Source organism: Chryseobacterium oncorhynchi, from assembly GCF_002899895.1.
In the GTDB taxonomy this organism is placed as follows: Bacteria; Bacteroidota; Bacteroidia; order Flavobacteriales; family Weeksellaceae; genus Chryseobacterium; species Chryseobacterium oncorhynchi.
This window is the reverse complement of record NZ_PPEI02000002.1, coordinates 268,396-283,779: the sequence shown is the minus strand read 5'-3', so window position 1 is coordinate 283,779 and position 15,384 is coordinate 268,396. Positions and strand designations below refer to the sequence as shown.

15 protein-coding genes are annotated in these 15,384 nt (G+C 34.6%); 12 read left to right on the top strand and 3 right to left on the bottom strand.

Annotation, left to right across the window (positions count from 1 at the left end; translation table 11 throughout):
- The first annotated feature begins 218 nt into the window (after nt 1-218).
- Nucleotides 219-470: an FUSC family protein gene (locus tag C1638_RS06935; protein WP_109619495.1), complete on the top strand. Its 252-nt coding sequence runs from the start codon at nt 219-221 to the stop codon at nt 468-470.
- A gap of 178 nt (nt 471-648) precedes the next feature.
- Nucleotides 649-1,299: an SMI1/KNR4 family protein gene (locus C1638_RS06930; RefSeq protein ID WP_123838353.1), complete on the top strand. Its 651-nt coding sequence runs from the start codon at nt 649-651 to the stop codon at nt 1,297-1,299.
- Nucleotides 1,300-1,466: 167 nt separating this feature from the next.
- On the opposite strand, the gene C1638_RS06925 is transcribed toward C1638_RS06930, so the two are convergent.
- A complete protein-coding gene (locus C1638_RS06925; protein WP_109619492.1) occupies nt 1,467-2,669 on the bottom strand; it encodes a winged helix-turn-helix domain-containing protein in 1,203 nt (400 codons plus the stop codon).
- A gap of 560 nt (nt 2,670-3,229) precedes the next feature.
- Between C1638_RS06925 and C1638_RS06920 the strand changes: the two genes are divergently transcribed.
- The 10 genes from C1638_RS06920 (at nt 3,230) to C1638_RS06875 (ending at nt 13,314) form a co-directional block, all read left to right on the top strand.
- On the top strand, nt 3,230-5,356 hold the full coding sequence (locus C1638_RS06920) for a type VI secretion system Vgr family protein (protein ID WP_109619490.1): 2,127 nt from the start codon (nt 3,230-3,232) through the stop codon (nt 5,354-5,356).
- A gap of 11 nt (nt 5,357-5,367) precedes the next feature.
- Nucleotides 5,368-5,700, top strand: a complete 333-nt coding sequence (locus C1638_RS06915; RefSeq protein ID WP_109619488.1) for a DUF4280 domain-containing protein — start codon at nt 5,368-5,370, stop codon at nt 5,698-5,700.
- Between the two features lie 6 nt (nt 5,701-5,706).
- On the top strand, nt 5,707-6,339 hold the full coding sequence (locus C1638_RS06910) for a hypothetical protein (RefSeq protein ID WP_109619486.1): 633 nt from the start codon (nt 5,707-5,709) through the stop codon (nt 6,337-6,339).
- Nucleotides 6,340-6,362: 23 nt separating this feature from the next.
- A complete protein-coding gene (locus C1638_RS06905) occupies nt 6,363-7,151 on the top strand; it encodes a tetratricopeptide repeat protein (protein ID WP_109619485.1) in 789 nt (262 codons plus the stop codon).
- A 58-nt stretch (nt 7,152-7,209) separates the two neighbouring features.
- The gene (locus C1638_RS06900; protein ID WP_109619483.1) at nt 7,210-7,899 is read left to right on the top strand and encodes a tetratricopeptide repeat protein; all 690 of its coding nucleotides are present in this window, start codon (nt 7,210-7,212) and stop codon (nt 7,897-7,899) included.
- Between the two features lie 3 nt (nt 7,900-7,902).
- Entirely contained in the window at nt 7,903-8,676 is a 774-nt protein-coding gene (locus C1638_RS06895) for a hypothetical protein (RefSeq protein WP_123838352.1), read from the top strand.
- 384 nt (nt 8,677-9,060) lie between these two features.
- Nucleotides 9,061-9,696, top strand: coding sequence for a DUF1062 domain-containing protein (locus tag C1638_RS06890; protein ID WP_109619479.1), 636 nt, complete (start codon nt 9,061-9,063; stop codon nt 9,694-9,696).
- Between the two features lie 168 nt (nt 9,697-9,864).
- Nucleotides 9,865-10,902 carry a helix-turn-helix domain-containing protein gene (locus C1638_RS06885; protein ID WP_109619477.1) on the top strand — a complete coding sequence of 346 codons (1,038 nt, stop codon included), beginning with the start codon at nt 9,865-9,867 and terminating at the stop codon, nt 10,900-10,902.
- A 119-nt stretch (nt 10,903-11,021) separates the two neighbouring features.
- Complete coding sequence (locus C1638_RS06880) at nt 11,022-12,662, top strand: serine hydrolase domain-containing protein (protein ID WP_109619475.1); 1,641 nt, start codon at nt 11,022-11,024, stop codon at nt 12,660-12,662.
- Between the two features lie 235 nt (nt 12,663-12,897).
- The gene (locus C1638_RS06875) at nt 12,898-13,314 is read left to right on the top strand and encodes a hypothetical protein (RefSeq protein ID WP_185140412.1); all 417 of its coding nucleotides are present in this window, start codon (nt 12,898-12,900) and stop codon (nt 13,312-13,314) included.
- Between the two features lie 164 nt (nt 13,315-13,478).
- Here the strand turns inward: C1638_RS06875 and C1638_RS06870 are convergent, their stop codons facing one another.
- Nucleotides 13,479-13,895: a hypothetical protein gene (locus C1638_RS06870; RefSeq protein ID WP_109619474.1), complete on the bottom strand. Its 417-nt coding sequence runs from the start codon at nt 13,893-13,895 to the stop codon at nt 13,479-13,481.
- A 186-nt stretch (nt 13,896-14,081) separates the two neighbouring features.
- Complete coding sequence (locus C1638_RS06865; RefSeq protein WP_109619472.1) at nt 14,082-15,284, bottom strand: MFS transporter; 1,203 nt, start codon at nt 15,282-15,284, stop codon at nt 14,082-14,084.
- Nucleotides 15,285-15,384: the final 100 nt, after the last annotated feature.

Here is a 15,384-nt window from a genome sequence, read left to right as displayed (position 1 = left end):
GTAAGAGGTTTTTAAGGGTGCTGTAAGAAAGATGATCACTTCTATCATCTTGGTATGACTGTTTTCTTGAGTTTATATCGCTATACAATGTCAACAATAAGTTCATCTATTTTCATCTGGTATTTACAGAGTTTCTTAGACTTTCTTTAATCTATTGTTAAACACATTAGTTTTTTTGTATGTTAGCAACACAAAACTAACCAAAAGACTTTAAACTAATGAGGGAAAAAGAGTTAAGTGAATTAACAGATCAGGAATTACTAGACAAGAAGAAAAAATCCAAATCTGAAAATATAATCAATGGAGCTATTCTTGGTTTCCTGATTGGTATTGCTACATACAGCAGTGTGAAAAACGGGATCGGACTTTTTACATTCTTACCACTGGTTTTTGCATTTTATGCCGCTAATCAATGGAAAAAAAATAAACAGGCATTAGAAAAAGAACTGGAATCCAGAGGTCTGAAGTAAAAACAAAATAAATTTTATTTGAATTAACCACCACAAGCCAGTCCATTGCTAAAAGTAATGGACTGGCTTGTTTATAAAAGCGTAATAGAGAACGTATACAAATGGATTTTCAAATTAAGATAGAATATTGATTCTGATTATCTTGAAAAGTGCTAATTTTCAGGAAAAATTATTTCCAATGAGCATCATCAAAACGTATATAGATAAAGCAATTGAGCTGGTAGAAAAGAACAAAGAATATCTTATGTATGAAAAAGAAGTTCATCCTGCAATGGAAAGTGAGATGGACTGGAATACTTTCAAACACAAACCGGCAAAAGTAAACCTGGAGCAAAAAGGTACAACCACAGAGTTATTAAGCTTGATTTCTGAGAATGATAAGATCTGGAAAGCAATAGATGCCGCCATTAGTGATAACGAGATCGAAAAGCTAGAGTCTGATCTGGAAATTACTTTCCCGGATTCCTACAAAGAATACTTGAGGTATAAACATTTTTATACAATTTTTCTGGACAATGACATCAGGCTTTACCCCAAACCTATCGGATCATGGAACCAAATCTTAAAAGAAAATAATGAAAATATGAAAGAGGTTCTATTAGATCATGGATATCTTGGAATAGGAAACTTTTCTGATTATGGAGAAGTATGCTTTGATTTTAATGAGTCTATGGGCAATCCTCCAATTGTAATGATAGATTATGAAACAGGTGAAGCAGAAAGACTTGCAAATAATTTTACAGCTTTACTGGAAAAAATTATGACAAAACCTGAGCCCGTGGTAACCGAATTGAAAACCTGGGAAAAGAAAATGTATGGAGTATCATAGTTTTTTTATATTCAGAAGCCGGATTGTAAAATACTAAGCTTACCAAAGAAAAGTATCCAACTGGACATTTCCACCAACGAAAGAAAAGACATTCAGAATATGTTGATCACTAAAGGCCGTCATTTAGGTAATTTTTCATCAATATAAGGAACAAACTTAATCAGAGATTATGCTAGTTTGTTTAGAGCTTTTTTTATTGTTCCTGTTAGTTTTGTAGGGCTTATTTTTGTTAACAAGAGAGTTGTGCAGCCATTAAAGCTGGCAAACTGTTTTACTGACTCTATAAAAGATTCCAGCCACAATTCAGTGTCTATATTCACATTTTCAATATGCAAATGGATGAGTTCAAACTGTTTGGTTTTTCGGTGTGCCTTACAATCGACTCTTCCGATAAATGTATTTCCAAATAGAATAGGCAGGCAAAAATAACCATACTTTCTCTTTTCCTTGGGAACATAGCACTCAAGACGAAAATCAAAGTTGAAGATCTGCTGGATGCGGTCACGATGAATAATAGAATTGTCAAATGGAGATAAAAGCTGAACACGAGGAGGGGCATCAAATACTCTTTCCAGTAAATTGTTTTCTGTGAAAATAGGAGCCATTCCATCAATATCAATCTGTTGTATGGTCTTTTCCTGAAGCATTGATTGTAAAACTTCATTGACATCTTTTTTCAATATTCCTCCGGTTTTGAGGTGTGTTATTTGCTTTAATGTTGTAAAACCATAGGCACGGAGATAGGTTTTTACCAGATATTTAGCAAACTCAAATGGAGTAGGTTCTGTTAGGTCAATATGGTGGGGCAGAACTCTTTCACGGAGGTCATACGTTTTTTCCATCCCCTTACGTTTAGAAATCATCAAATCTCCTTGCATAAACAGCCTTTCAAGGGCCAATTTGGTAGGTTTCCAGCTCCACCAGCTTCCTGCCTTTTTACTCTCATTTTCAAAATCTCTTGCCTTTTTAGGGCCCTCATTTCGAATGACATCAAGAACATACTGCATGACTTTTGGGTCTGCATTATAATAATGAGATTGATTTTGTTGAACACTTAGCATTTGAGGTAAGGCATAACGGAAATCTTTCATGGGAAGATAAGAAGCTGCATGAAACCAATATTCAAATACGTTACGCTCTTCCACCAGCTCTTCTAAATAGCTTGGTTGATAATCGGGGACTCTTGTCCAAAGGGTATGATGGTGGGCACGCTCAACAATAGATAAGGTATCGATTTGTATATAGCCAAGATGTTCCAAGGCTTTCAGTACAGCATTTTTCCCCGTTCCAAATGAAGAATTCTTCAATAATCCCTGACTTTCTAGTGTAGCAAGCTGTAATTGTAATATTGTTCCCTCTTTTATATCCATATTATCACAAATTTATTGAATTAAAAGAGGATAAACAATCAGAATCGTTAGTCTTTTTATCCTATTTTTTTTCTGTTTTAGCCGTAATTTTTTCCGGGTTATTGAAAGATAATCTCCCCGTGAAAATCTACATGAACTTATTTATTTTAGTTAAATAAGGTGATGTATCTTTAAGAAAATGAGTGTGATAGCCTTTGGTTAAAGGATTGCTCTATAAAATATTGAATAAGCAGTTTAATATAGAGTCGTAGTTTTACTACAATTTCTCAAATAATTACTAATTCATTTTGCTGTGATTTTTATAGGTGATATATTGGTACTACCAAACCATAGTGAAATTTTATGAAAATGAGTTCAATTTACGGTAAAAAAAGATTACCTAAAAGCGCATAAAAACGAACTTTTTAAAGTTCTTTCTCTATTCCGAACCAATCAAACCAGTCAAAAAGTAAACTTGCGAAAGGAGACCAAGGCAATTACTGACTGTGATTTGAGTAAACGGTCTCTTCTTTCTGTGGAAGAAATTCCAATCTACACTACACAACAGATAAAATTATGTTATGTTTCAAGAAGAAAAAAACTTTTCCAAAAACGGGAAAGAGTCAAACACAAAAAATAGTAACAAGCCTAAGGATTTAGCCGAAACTTCTGATACATCCTCTTTACAAAATAAAAGTGGTACGGGAACCTATTTTATGAATCAGCCATTGGTTCCGAATGATCCAACAATAAGTAATGATAAAGTATGGTCCAAACAGCCCACTTCAAAGATCTTCAATGCACAGGGCATCCCTGAAAATGCCATTGCAGGAATTAACAGGGTGGTGAGGCTTGAAATTTTCGTGGAAGGAGAACCTGTTAAGTTTTTCAAACATTTTAAACTTACACAAAGTGCAGTCAGACATCATGAATTTGATCTTACTCTTGCCTATGATACCTTAGGAAGTGTAGAAAATCATAATCTGGAACAGGCTCAAAAATTTCTTGGCAAGCGTATTACCGTTGTCTTCAAGTACAAGGATATTGAAGAAGGTCCTGAAAGAAATTTTGTAGGAGTGATTACCGAAGTCGGGTTCAGTCAGGAGAAAGGAAGTCTTGGAAATCTTGTATTGACGGGGTATAGTCCAACCATTTTATTAGATGCTGCTCCCCATATCCAAAGTTTTGGAGGGGCACAATCTATAAGTTTGAACAGTATTGCACAGGACGTTATAAAAGAGGGACTTGGCCAAGGAAAGTATGATGTGAGAGTAGATGCCCGTTACGGAAATGTTGCCTATAGCTCGCAGTACGGAGAAACACATTACAATTTCCTCGCAAGGTTAGCAGAAGCCTATGGCGAACAATTTTTCTATGACGGAGAGGTGTTGCATTTCGGACAACTACCTCCACAGGAACAACCCGTAAAGCTTACCTATGGAAGCAACCTGAGTGATATTAAAATAAGAATGAAGGCACAGCATGTGAACCCTACATTTTATGGCTATAACAGTAGCAAGAATGAAAAATTTAAAGGAGGCGATTCAAAAATCAGCCATACCTCCGATATTGCACGACGTGCCTACGAAATTTCTGAAAAAATTTTTTCTACCCCATCATTACGGGTAGCCCCTATAAAAGCATCTTCATTCATGGATATTGATGCTTCTCAAAAAGGTACAGCAGGAAGCAGGGCTTCAGAGGTATTCATTACTTCAGGATGCACTACTGTTCCATTCCTTTATCCTGGTTGTATCGCAGACATTGAAATGCGAAAAACTGATACCAACGATACATCATACTTTACAAAACTGATGCTTACAGAAGTAACCCATGAAGTAGATGCAAGAGGATACTATATCGGAACCTTTGAGGCTATAGCTTCAGATACAGGTTTTATTCCCAGACCAGAATTTGCTGTTCCGATAGCAGAACCTCAGTTTGGAAAAGTGGTCTCCAATACGGACCCACTCAATCAAGGGCGTGTTCAGGTTCAGTTCGACTGGCAAAGTGGACAGGATACCACAGAGTTTATCCGGGTAATGTCTCCTGATGCAGGAAGCAGTGATAAAGTGGGTAAAAACAGAGGTTTTATGTCGGTTCCGGAGGTTGGAGATCAGGTTATTGTGAATTTTGTACATCTTCATCCTGATCGTCCTTTTGTTATGGGGGGAATGTATCATGGCGGAATTGGTGCAGGAGGTGGTTCCGGAAACAACGTGATGAGCTTCAGTGGCCGTAGCGGTGCTGAACTGAAATATGATAATGGGGCAGGATCTATGAACCTGAAAGATCAGGGAGGAGCCAATATGTTCTTTGATGGAAGTGGAAATGCAATCGTTAATGCCAATACTGACCATACCACCAATACAGGCAGCAATAATACAATTAATGCAGGAAGTACTACGGTTATCAATGTGGGAGGGGAGAAAGGAGCCCCACCGCAATCGATGTTGAAGATGGATTCAGCAGGTAATGTGGTTATTGATGCAAAATCTTCAATTACCCTAAAAGTAGGCGATAATCTATTGTCAATCGACAAAAAAGGATTAATCAAACTGAATGGAAAGAATCTTGAGCAAAAGGCCGACAATAATTTTGATCTTAATGCGAAACGGGTTAGCCAAACAGCGAAAGGATCCAATTTTAAAATCAATAGCGATCAAAACGTTATTGTGACCGGAGGAAATGAAGTTAAAATGAAATAAAGAATAAAGTCATGCAATATCTTAAAAACAATGCTATTTTAAAGTGTGATAAAGGCTTGATTCCGTCACTTTTAAATATTACAAGCAATAACAAAATAAAGAATAGAGAGGGTTTATTTGCTACAGACAAGGATAATATTGCAGGAGTAAATATTACCCATTTTACACTCTGTAGTGTTGCAGGAATCTGCAGATTAAATCTAAACCTGAGCGGTCAGCAGCTCAATTGGATTAACACTGTGCCTAAGGTGAAAATAAAAGACACAAAGGCACTGTTTGAGGCATCTAAATGTATTTGTCCTCTGGGTGGAATTATTACTAGTATTAACTCTGGACAAATATAATTTATTATGCCCGCATTAGTAATAGGAGCAGGAATAGCAGCGTTGGCTGCAGCTATCATTGAGGCCCTTATTTTGGCAATTATTATTGTTGCCGTTATACTTATTGTTGCCTACATCATCTATAAAATTGTTGAATTTGTACGAGGGCAGATTAATGAAACGGCAGATGATGTCTGGGATGATACGGCACCGCCTGTGGCAGAACCTATTCCGGTTCCTGAAACAAAACCAATAGATATTCCAATCCCCATCCCGCTTAGTGTACCTATAGATAAAGATGTTCCGTCAGAATCAGGGCCATTTAATGTATATGATGTACATGTTAATCTTCCGGGCAATTATGGAGATTATCAAAGAGGGATTACGGATCCGAATTCTGTATTTTTAAATGCCGGTGAGATCTATAAATATGGTATTACTAAATATGGATCCGTACTTAGAAGATATGAGGCATTTTCATGGACAAGCCCTAAAGAATTAATGATTTTACGAAATTTACAAAACGGCAGTTTTGGACCTTATGAATGGTATGCCTTTAGGAGAAGCTATGCTTATGCAAGGTTCATTGAGAATGGCCTTATTGCAGCGTATTTTGCAATCCGAGGAAAATTACCTCCGGGAAATACCGGATTTTATTAATGTAAGAAAATAAAGATATAAAAATGAACGAAAAAGAAGTTAAGAAACATCTTTCAGACGCAAAAAAGTATAGAAATAACGGTGAGTTTGCAGAATCTCTGGCGATACTGCATCAGGTGAACAATGAGTTTCCTGAGAATGTAACCTATCGCTATTTATTGGCCTCTACCTATTATGAAAGCTTGAGTACAGATCCGGCTAAACGCTATGTAGAAGAAGCCATAGCTTTGGATGCTAATTTTAAGGAAAACTATGAATTGCTTGGAGATATCTATCAGAAAGAAGGAGATTTGGAGAAAGCTCAGATCAATTATGAAAAGGCTTACGATCTGGATTCTCAATACTTAACAGTAGGTGAAAAATTAATTCAATTATATCTTAAAATTAAAAACTACGAGGGAGTTGTCAAAGTTTGTGATAACATGATGAGTTATATTCCGGTGGATGCCTCTACTGCAAAATCAAGAGCTTTAACGTCTATTTATTTAGGGTGCATTTTGTACAAGAGTTGGGCATTGGCTTATTTAAAGGACTATAGCAATGCGGCTAAAGAAATTGAAAATATAAAGGCGATGGATAAGCAAATGGGCCTGCCAACATATCCTGATATGTATAGAAATGAAGATGAAGCTCTTTTCAAAATCTATTATAAACTTAAGAATACCGAAAAAACAGAAGAATATCGGAACTTATTAAGCGGAGCGTATAAATATAGTGCAGAAGCTATTCATAAGCTGGAAGCAGAAGCAGATCAGGATATTATTTTATTCAGACAACGCCCTGAAGTAATGGTGCATTTAGGATTAAGCTAATAGGAGATAAACGTTTGTTTTTAGGCAGTAAGAGATTTAGATTTATAAATGCAGCAACATGAAAAAAGACCTTAGTGCAATACATCATATCGAACGGCTTACCCAACAATATTTTAATGATGGAGAGATTCGTTCTGCGCTTAAAACATACCGTTCTTTACTTGAGGACTATCCTAAAGACAGAAATTATTATATCAATTATATTAATTTTTTGCTGGATGAATCGGTCGTAGCAGAGCTATTGTGGCCTGCCTATGAAGAGGCTGTTGCCTGTTGTGATAGAGCAATTTCTCAACTTTCAGAGGAAGAGAAGCTGTTTTTCTATGTTAAAAAGGCCGAAGTATATGTTATAATGGTGGATGGAGATTATCAATGGTATAATGATCATCAGGCTGAAGTCAATCACTTTATAGAAACTGCTGTTGAGAGATATCCTACCAATGTTCCATTACTGAAAAGTGTAATGGCTCTCTATCGAATGAATGGTAACCAGAATAAATTTGATGAAATTCTTGATAAAGTTTATCAGATTACCCCCAATGATTTTATGATCGTTTTACAAAAAGTAACAAGCTTAGAAGAACACAGGAACATTGAAGAGGGTATTGATATCCTGGAAAACTGGATCAGGATTAGTCCTGAATCACCCTATTTAGCATCAAGTTATAATAAGATAATACTGATGTATAAGAAAGCTGACAACCAAGATATGGCAGATACATACCAAGATTTATTAGATAACCAATAGATGATGCTGATCAATATTAAACCAGATTCACAGGAGCTTTACAAATCAGAGTATTCGAAAAATACTCTTTATAAAAATAATAAGCTTTCTGAGCTAAAATCCCGTAATACATTTTCACTTAATCTGAATCTGAACGAGAATCTCCAAATGACTTTCACGAATAAAGATCTTACAGATGATACATCCAACAACCTGATCTTTTCTCCCGTACAATTTGAACTGAATGAAAAGAAAAACTTTTTTGAAATTACCAACAAGAAACTACTAAAGGTACAATGGAATAAATTCAAGGAAAAAAATCGCAACGGAAAAAATAATACCTTTTTGTTTCTCTACGAAAGGCTGTATTTTAAAATGGATTTTGGAATGGAGTACGACTTGCTTTCCAATGGTTCTCATTTGCCTTTTTTTGTTAATATTTATAACAAAGAGCTTGAAGTAGGGACGGTGATTGATGGAATGTCCTGGGTACATGCTCCTCTTGGATTGCCTCTTAAAATTGAATATGTAGTTGAACTTATAAATGATATGGATCTTACCCTAAGAGGTACAGTATCTCTGGATGAGGATACTCTTACGAAGTTAATTGCCGATAAACAGTTTCAGCAGAAAGCAAAACCTTATCATTATACCAAGAACTTTACAATCCTTTCAGATATAAAGTCCGTTTATAATGCAAAAACCGGATATTTGAAATACTCCACACTTTCCCTAACAATATCCGGAGTTGAAGAGGAAGTAAATGAATCGGTGAGCTCCTCCATTTCTTTTCTATGAGTGATTCGTGCTTTCATTTAAATAAGTAAAAAAATAATTTGCTTTTTGCATAGAATTACCTACTTTTATCATAACCAAGTAAATAACTCGTTTTGAGAACAACTCTTAAACTTATTATAGCTTAGTATTAGCCTTCACAACCACAGGCTAATCATTCTTTCGTTTGGGTAATTCTACCCGAACAGGTTTTCATTTAATCATATTATTTATTGCATTGTTGTAAAGGCAACGGCTTTTGCAATTCCAGATTTTGACAGTTGTACTGATCAGAAAGTTGGGCTATTGGAGGTTACATGCTTTAACCTGTTAACTCTGTATTTTCAATCCTGTAATGCGTGAATAATATGAAAAACTTAACAAAGAATATTAAGCACGATTATAATAATGAGTATAGAGTATATCTGGGAGGTAAAAGCCAAAAATACACCCCTTTTAAAAAAGAAATGCAACCATTGTGACGGTGAAAGGTTTCATTGTAGTGATAAATTCAGATTGAATGCACAAAAAAAGAATATTGATATCTGGTTAATTTACAGATGTGTAAAGTGCAATAAACGATATAATATGACCCTTTTTTCAAGAATCGGAACAGAATCTATAAGTAAGGAGTTATTCAATAAACTTTCAGAGAACGATGCCGGCTTAGCTTGGGAATACGCATTTTCTCACGAAATAAGACGAAGAAATAATGCAGAAGCCGATCTGGATGGAGTAGAATATGAGATTAAGTATGATGAAATTTCAGTGGAGGAATTAATGCATACAGATAATGAAATGATTATCTTTAAAATCAATTGTTCTTTTGATTTTAACCTCAGAATGTCAACGGTTATCAGAAATTGTTTGCAAATTTCATCCAGCAAATTGAATCAATTAATTGAATCAGAATTTATCTTTGTTCATGATAGACCTTTACAAAAGAAACATAAAATTAGAAATGGAGATGTTATTAGTATAAACAGGGAACAATTAATTCATGTAAAATTGATGGAGAATAATATAAGTAATCTTATAAAATAACTTCTGCTTTCTAACTTTTTAAGTAAACAACCTCCAGATCAATGTTTTGGAGGTTGTTGCTTTTTTTGTATTTATTGCTTTAAGTAAGTATTTATATGATTTTTTAAAAAAATGGTAGATTAAAACCTAATGTATTATTTGTAGTTTTGTGATAATCAAAATAGAAATATGGCATTAATAAATGATTTAGGTAAAATTATTGTTTTCTTGTTTTTGCTATTGAGTGTTTTTCTGATCACCGCAAAACCGAAAAGAAAATTGCCCAATTATTTGTTTGCTGCATTCCTTTTGATTTCCGTGGTGGATCTTTCAGGTTTTTTTCTAAGTCCGCCTGATCATAATCTTATTAAAGCATTTAAACTATCCAGTATCCTGCTTCAGATGCCATTGTATTATCTGTATGTGAATGCTGCGTGCTATTATAATTTCACCCTCACTAGAAAGCATCTCTTGCATGGGGTACCTTTTTTATTCTTTTTCTGTTTATTTAGTATCACTGGGATTTCTGAACAAAGTCACAAGATTTTTGATGTAGTTTCTACCATTCAGTATTACTATTATATTATTGCTGTATTTTGGTCATTGAAAACTTTTAGAAAGATATACCAGGAGAATTATTCAAGTAATCATCATCTTACCTATAAATGGTTGTTTCAGACCACTGTTCTTTTTTTGATTGGAAACTTTTTCGTGCTGATCAGAGGTTTTGTAAAAGAGAATAATACCGTTTTTCTTGGGTTATATACATTTTCCTCATTGTTTGTTTTATTTGTTGTCAGCTGGTTTGTACTTAATGCATTATATCGACCAAGCTTATTTACAGGAATTGATAAAGATCTGATTCCTGTAAAAACAGAAAATGAATCTAAAGAAGAACCGGAACAGCTTAAAAATCTTCTGAACTTTATGGACATGGAAAAACCCTATTTAGATGATAAACTGACCTTGCAGAAATTAGCAGAACAGATGAGCATGCCTGAGAAACAGCTTTCATTGCTTATCAATAAACATACAGGTAAACATTTTTTTGACTTTATTAATGAGTTTAGAATCAACTATGCAAAGGCATTGCTTAAGGATCAACCGCAGTTAACTGTGCAGGAAGTCTTGTATGAAGTTGGATTTAATTCTAAATCTTCATTTTATACAGCATTTAAAAAAGAAACAGGGATTACTCCCACAGATTACAGGAAATTAACTATTTAGATAGTGTCCGATTTTAAGTCGGACTAATTTTTTATAACAAAAGAGTCCGATTTCCGATAGTCGGATGTTTATCCTGTTATAAAACTTCAGCTTTGCTTCATTATTAAAAATCAAATACAATGAAGCCATTAATTAAAACCATTTTACTACTGTTCTCTGTTCTCTCCTTTGAAATTTGTTTAGCGCAATCCAACCAAAAAGATGAACTTTGGAAAGTAGATTCACTCATTAATCATTATTCTCAGGCAGGTGCTCCCGGGATGGCTGTCGGAATTATAAGAGACGGAAAAATCATTGATAAAAAAACATACGGACTGGCAAATCTCGAAGACCGGATTCCTGTGACAGATTCCACAGCATTTGATATTGCATCCGTCTCTAAACAATTTACTGCCTTTGTAGCCCTTTTAGCAGAGCAGGAGGGAAGATTGTCATTGAATGAAGATATCAGAATCTATTTGCCGGAACTAAAAGATTTACCCTATAAAATCACGATCAGACAACTGGCCAATCATACCCATGGGTTACCGGATTTTACAAATATTAAAAGATTACAGGGATTTGGAGTTGAGTCTCAGGTCACCAATATTGAAGCTGTAAACACTGTCCTTGCTATTAAAAGTATCAATTTCCCATCCGGTGACCAATACAAATATAATAATACAGGCTTTATACTTCTTGCTGAAATACTTCACAGAATATACAAAAAGGATTTTGCTGATCTCCTTAAAGAATATATTTTCAACCCTCTTCAAATGAGTCATACGAAAGCTGTGAATGATCCCGAGAAAATTATTCCCAATAAAGCCGAGTCATACAAAGAAAACGGGGACCATTTTACAAAACAACCATTAGGACAGATGGAGAACGGTTCTTCCAATATTTTTACAACTTTGAATGATCTATGCAAATGGGCTGTCAATTTTCAAAATCCAACTGTTGGCAGTCGTGAAATTTATCAAAAAATGCAGCAAAATACCTTTCTGAATTCAGGAGAAAAAATAGAATACGGCCTTGGACTGCAAACCGGAAAATATAAAGGACTGGATATTGTTTTTCATGGGGGAGGTACCGCAGGTTACAGATCTTATATACTCCATGTTCCTGCCCATCATTTATCAATTGTACTGATGAGCAATAAGGGTAATTTTGATGGATTATTTATTGCTTATAAACTGGTTGATCTGTTTCTTAAAGATCATGAAATTTCACCCTCTCCACCTAAAAAAATCACCTATACTTCTACTGAACTGAAACAGTTTGGGGGAGTCTATGAAATAGATCCGGGGAATTATATGGAAATAACTACAGATGGTAAAAATCTATACGCATGGGGAAGCAAAACTCCTTTGGAATCTGTGGGAGACAATAAATTTATCATTCCTTTTATCCCGACTGCTCATGTTACATTTCATCCCGGGAAGCTTGCATTCAGCATTGGAGACTTTGTATTTAACTGTAAAAAAGTAATATTAGATACAATGGATGAAAGCAAAATGGATCTTAATCAGTTTGTTGGGTATTATAAGAATGAAGAATTCAATACAATCTATGAGTTGATTATTAAAGATAATAAGCTTGTTGCCAGACACGCTATTAACCCCGAAGCTATTTTGCATCCTTTAAGTCCGGAAAGTTTTTATTCCCGAGAACCTTTTTTTGGACATATTCATTTTAAGTATGATGAAAATAATAAGATTAAAGGATTTATATTATCAGGATCCAATATGTTTAACATACAGTTTAACAAAATAAAATAATAATATTTTAAGTTGAATGTCTGAAAAAGTTGTATCTTATTCTTTGTAAAAGAATATTTCAACAAAGTTGGAATACTATTTGTAATGCAATACGAAAATGTAAATGAATAAAGTTTTAACAATAATTATCTGTAAATAATTAAAATCATGTTCCCGTCTCAATAAACTATATTGTTTTATTCAAATAATGTCCTTTATTCAGTACAATGAAAAATGTTCCATAAATTTTAAACATATGAAAAACGCAAAACTATTAATTACAGCGATTACAGTTGTAATGTTCGCTTCAAGTGCTTCTGCACAACTTACTCCAAAGGGGGCCGGTTCCGATAAAGATAAACACGGATGTAAAGGATCCGCAGGATATACTTTCTCTGTTATAAAAAATGACTGTGTGAGGCTTTTTGATGAAAAAATTCAGTTGAAAGAAGTAGATACTAAAAAATCATATACCTCTAATGCTGCCATAATTCTTAGCCAGGACGAGAAAAAAGCAGAGTTGTTTTTACCATCTTCAGACGGAAGTCTTGTACTTGAGAAAGTAGCATCTAAAAAAGCTGTTATTTATAAAAAAGGACAATATACTTTGACGAAAGGTAAAAAAAATAGCTATGTATTGAAACTTGCGAATAAAACAGTTTTCAAAAGTTAGACATACAATCAAGAATGAGCACATTTCATATTTGTGCTGAGAAGCTGCTTCAAAACTGAGGCAGCTTTTTTTTATTCACTATTCAGGATTTCTAATAGATGGCTATAACAAGGAAAACCACAGATTAATAGGATAAACTGTGGTTTTCAATAACTAAGAACTATTTAACTATGATTCTGTTTCAGGTAGCCATAATGTAAGGATGGTTCCTTGCCAAATAGGCATGAGAAAATGTTTTGAAATTCATGGATATACCTGCATTTTATAGCATTTCCATAAATTTTCAGCCCCTCCAGTATTTTTTTTGAACTCAGGTCAATATCATACTTTATAAAAGCTTCCGGTCTCTCGTAACGGATGCTTTGAGCTGAACTGAATGTTCTTGAAAAGCCTAACATCTCAAGCCATTCTTCTGTTATTTTAATGGGTTTAATAGAATCTGCCGGAACTGAAATACGTTGACTATCATTTTCAATGTGAACAAAATACTCCCTTTCTACACTCTGAAAAATTTCAGTGATCGTATAAATCTGATTTTTGTACTCGACTAAGTTTTTGATTTTAAGATCTGCTACATTCATAATATTTTGATTTTTTGTGATGATAATGGTATAGGATATAACTATCAAATATTATGCCTTGCATTGTATTGTAAGGTGGTGTTTTAGTGAAGATTAGGTTAAATTTTCCATTGAAAAATTAATATTATGTTAAAATAACAGAATTGCAATTCTTTTTAAGAAATTGAATGGAGCGGGTCTGTGGTATCAGTGAACTTTTTTTTCCTTTGAAGACTTATTGGCAGTGGCCAAAAGAAGAGCAATTACAATGGAAATGATAAGAAATGCTATAAAGACATTCCAGGAATAGGAGTGGAGGAGATATCCCGTACCACTTCCCAAAATACTTGATCCGAAATAATAAAATAACCAATAGATAGAAGTAGCGGAAGACTTCCCCCGTTTTGCATAAAGTGCAGTCATTTGACTTGCCATAGTGTGAGAAGCAAAAAAGGAAAGGGTAAAAAGAGCAAGCCCAAAAATGAGGATGTAAATATTTTCAGATAGAAGCAACAATGCTCCCACAATCATAAACAGAATGGAAACCTTTAGAATATTATTAGCAGGAAACCTTTTGGACAGACGTCCAACGATCATTGTTCCAAAGACACCAAAAACGTACATCAGGAATATAAAAGCAATAATAAAATGACTCAGAGAAAAAGGAGCAGCCTCCAATCTGAAAGTCAGATAATTGTATACACTTACGAAAACACCCATCACCAAAGCAGCAATGAAATATAACCGAAGCATATAAGGGTTAGTCAGAAAAAACTTCATCTGCTTCATCTTGAGATGATAATCTGTTTTCTGAGGATTGAAAAATTTTGATTCCGGGAAAAGTTTCCAAAATATAATGCCGAGGATTAAACTTTCTATTCCAATCACCAAAACAGCATTGCGCCATCCAAATTCTCCGGCTACAAGCGTTGCTAATATTCTTCCACTCATCCCACCAATTGTGTTTCCACTCAGATACATGCTGATGGCAGCACCTATTACAGCAGCATTTACTTCCTCTGTAAGATAGGCGAGGGCAACCGCGGAAACACCTGAAACCACAAATCCTTTAAAGATACCAATAGCAATCAGAAGACTGAGGCTGGGAATCCATGTTGAAATGATGGTGAGTAAAGCTGAAGAAATCAGGGAAAAAGTCATGAGTCCTTTTCTTGAATAGCTATCTGCTTTAAAGGCAAAAAATAATAGGCCTAACGCCATTCCTATGGTAGATGATGATACCAGCAGAGAAGTATCACCCACAGATACCCTGAAATGTTCTGCCGCCATGGGCAGCATCGGCTGAAAAAGATAAAGCTGCGCAAATACAGAAAGTCCGGAAAAGAAAATACAAAGTTTTATAAATCGGAAACGTTGGCTTCCCTGATCAGCTTTTTCAAATAGATTCATGATTTTTGCCGTTAAAATGCAGTAACTTCATAGAAAATGAGGCTCTGTAAAGTTCCTGATTATTTTTTAATTTCAGAAATCATTATTTCAATAATTTTTA

What these genes read in the sequence shown, in the direction of transcription:
- C1638_RS06870 (WP_109619474.1), bottom strand. Translation starts at nt 13,895, where the DNA reads ATGAATGTAGCAGATCTTAAAATCAAAAACTTAGTCGAGTACAAAAAT.
- C1638_RS06915 (WP_109619488.1), top strand. Translation starts at nt 5,368, where the DNA reads ATGCAATATCTTAAAAACAATGCTATTTTAAAGTGTGATAAAGGCTTG.
- C1638_RS06900 (WP_109619483.1), top strand. Translation starts at nt 7,210, where the DNA reads ATGAAAAAAGACCTTAGTGCAATACATCATATCGAACGGCTTACCCAA.
- C1638_RS06880 (WP_109619475.1), top strand. Translation starts at nt 11,022, where the DNA reads ATGAAGCCATTAATTAAAACCATTTTACTACTGTTCTCTGTTCTCTCC.
- C1638_RS06920 (WP_109619490.1), top strand. Translation starts at nt 3,230, where the DNA reads ATGTTTCAAGAAGAAAAAAACTTTTCCAAAAACGGGAAAGAGTCAAAC.
- C1638_RS06890 (WP_109619479.1), top strand. Translation starts at nt 9,061, where the DNA reads ATGAGTATAGAGTATATCTGGGAGGTAAAAGCCAAAAATACACCCCTT.
- C1638_RS06935 (WP_109619495.1), top strand. Translation starts at nt 219, where the DNA reads ATGAGGGAAAAAGAGTTAAGTGAATTAACAGATCAGGAATTACTAGAC.
- C1638_RS06895 (WP_123838352.1), top strand. Translation starts at nt 7,903, where the DNA reads ATGCTGATCAATATTAAACCAGATTCACAGGAGCTTTACAAATCAGAG.
- C1638_RS06885 (WP_109619477.1), top strand. Translation starts at nt 9,865, where the DNA reads ATGGCATTAATAAATGATTTAGGTAAAATTATTGTTTTCTTGTTTTTG.
- C1638_RS06905 (WP_109619485.1), top strand. Translation starts at nt 6,363, where the DNA reads ATGAACGAAAAAGAAGTTAAGAAACATCTTTCAGACGCAAAAAAGTAT.
- C1638_RS06875 (WP_185140412.1), top strand. Translation starts at nt 12,898, where the DNA reads ATGAAAAACGCAAAACTATTAATTACAGCGATTACAGTTGTAATGTTC.
- C1638_RS06865 (WP_109619472.1), bottom strand. Translation starts at nt 15,284, where the DNA reads ATGAATCTATTTGAAAAAGCTGATCAGGGAAGCCAACGTTTCCGATTT.
- C1638_RS06910 (WP_109619486.1), top strand. Translation starts at nt 5,707, where the DNA reads ATGCCCGCATTAGTAATAGGAGCAGGAATAGCAGCGTTGGCTGCAGCT.
- C1638_RS06930 (WP_123838353.1), top strand. Translation starts at nt 649, where the DNA reads ATGAGCATCATCAAAACGTATATAGATAAAGCAATTGAGCTGGTAGAA.
- C1638_RS06925 (WP_109619492.1), bottom strand. Translation starts at nt 2,669, where the DNA reads ATGGATATAAAAGAGGGAACAATATTACAATTACAGCTTGCTACACTA.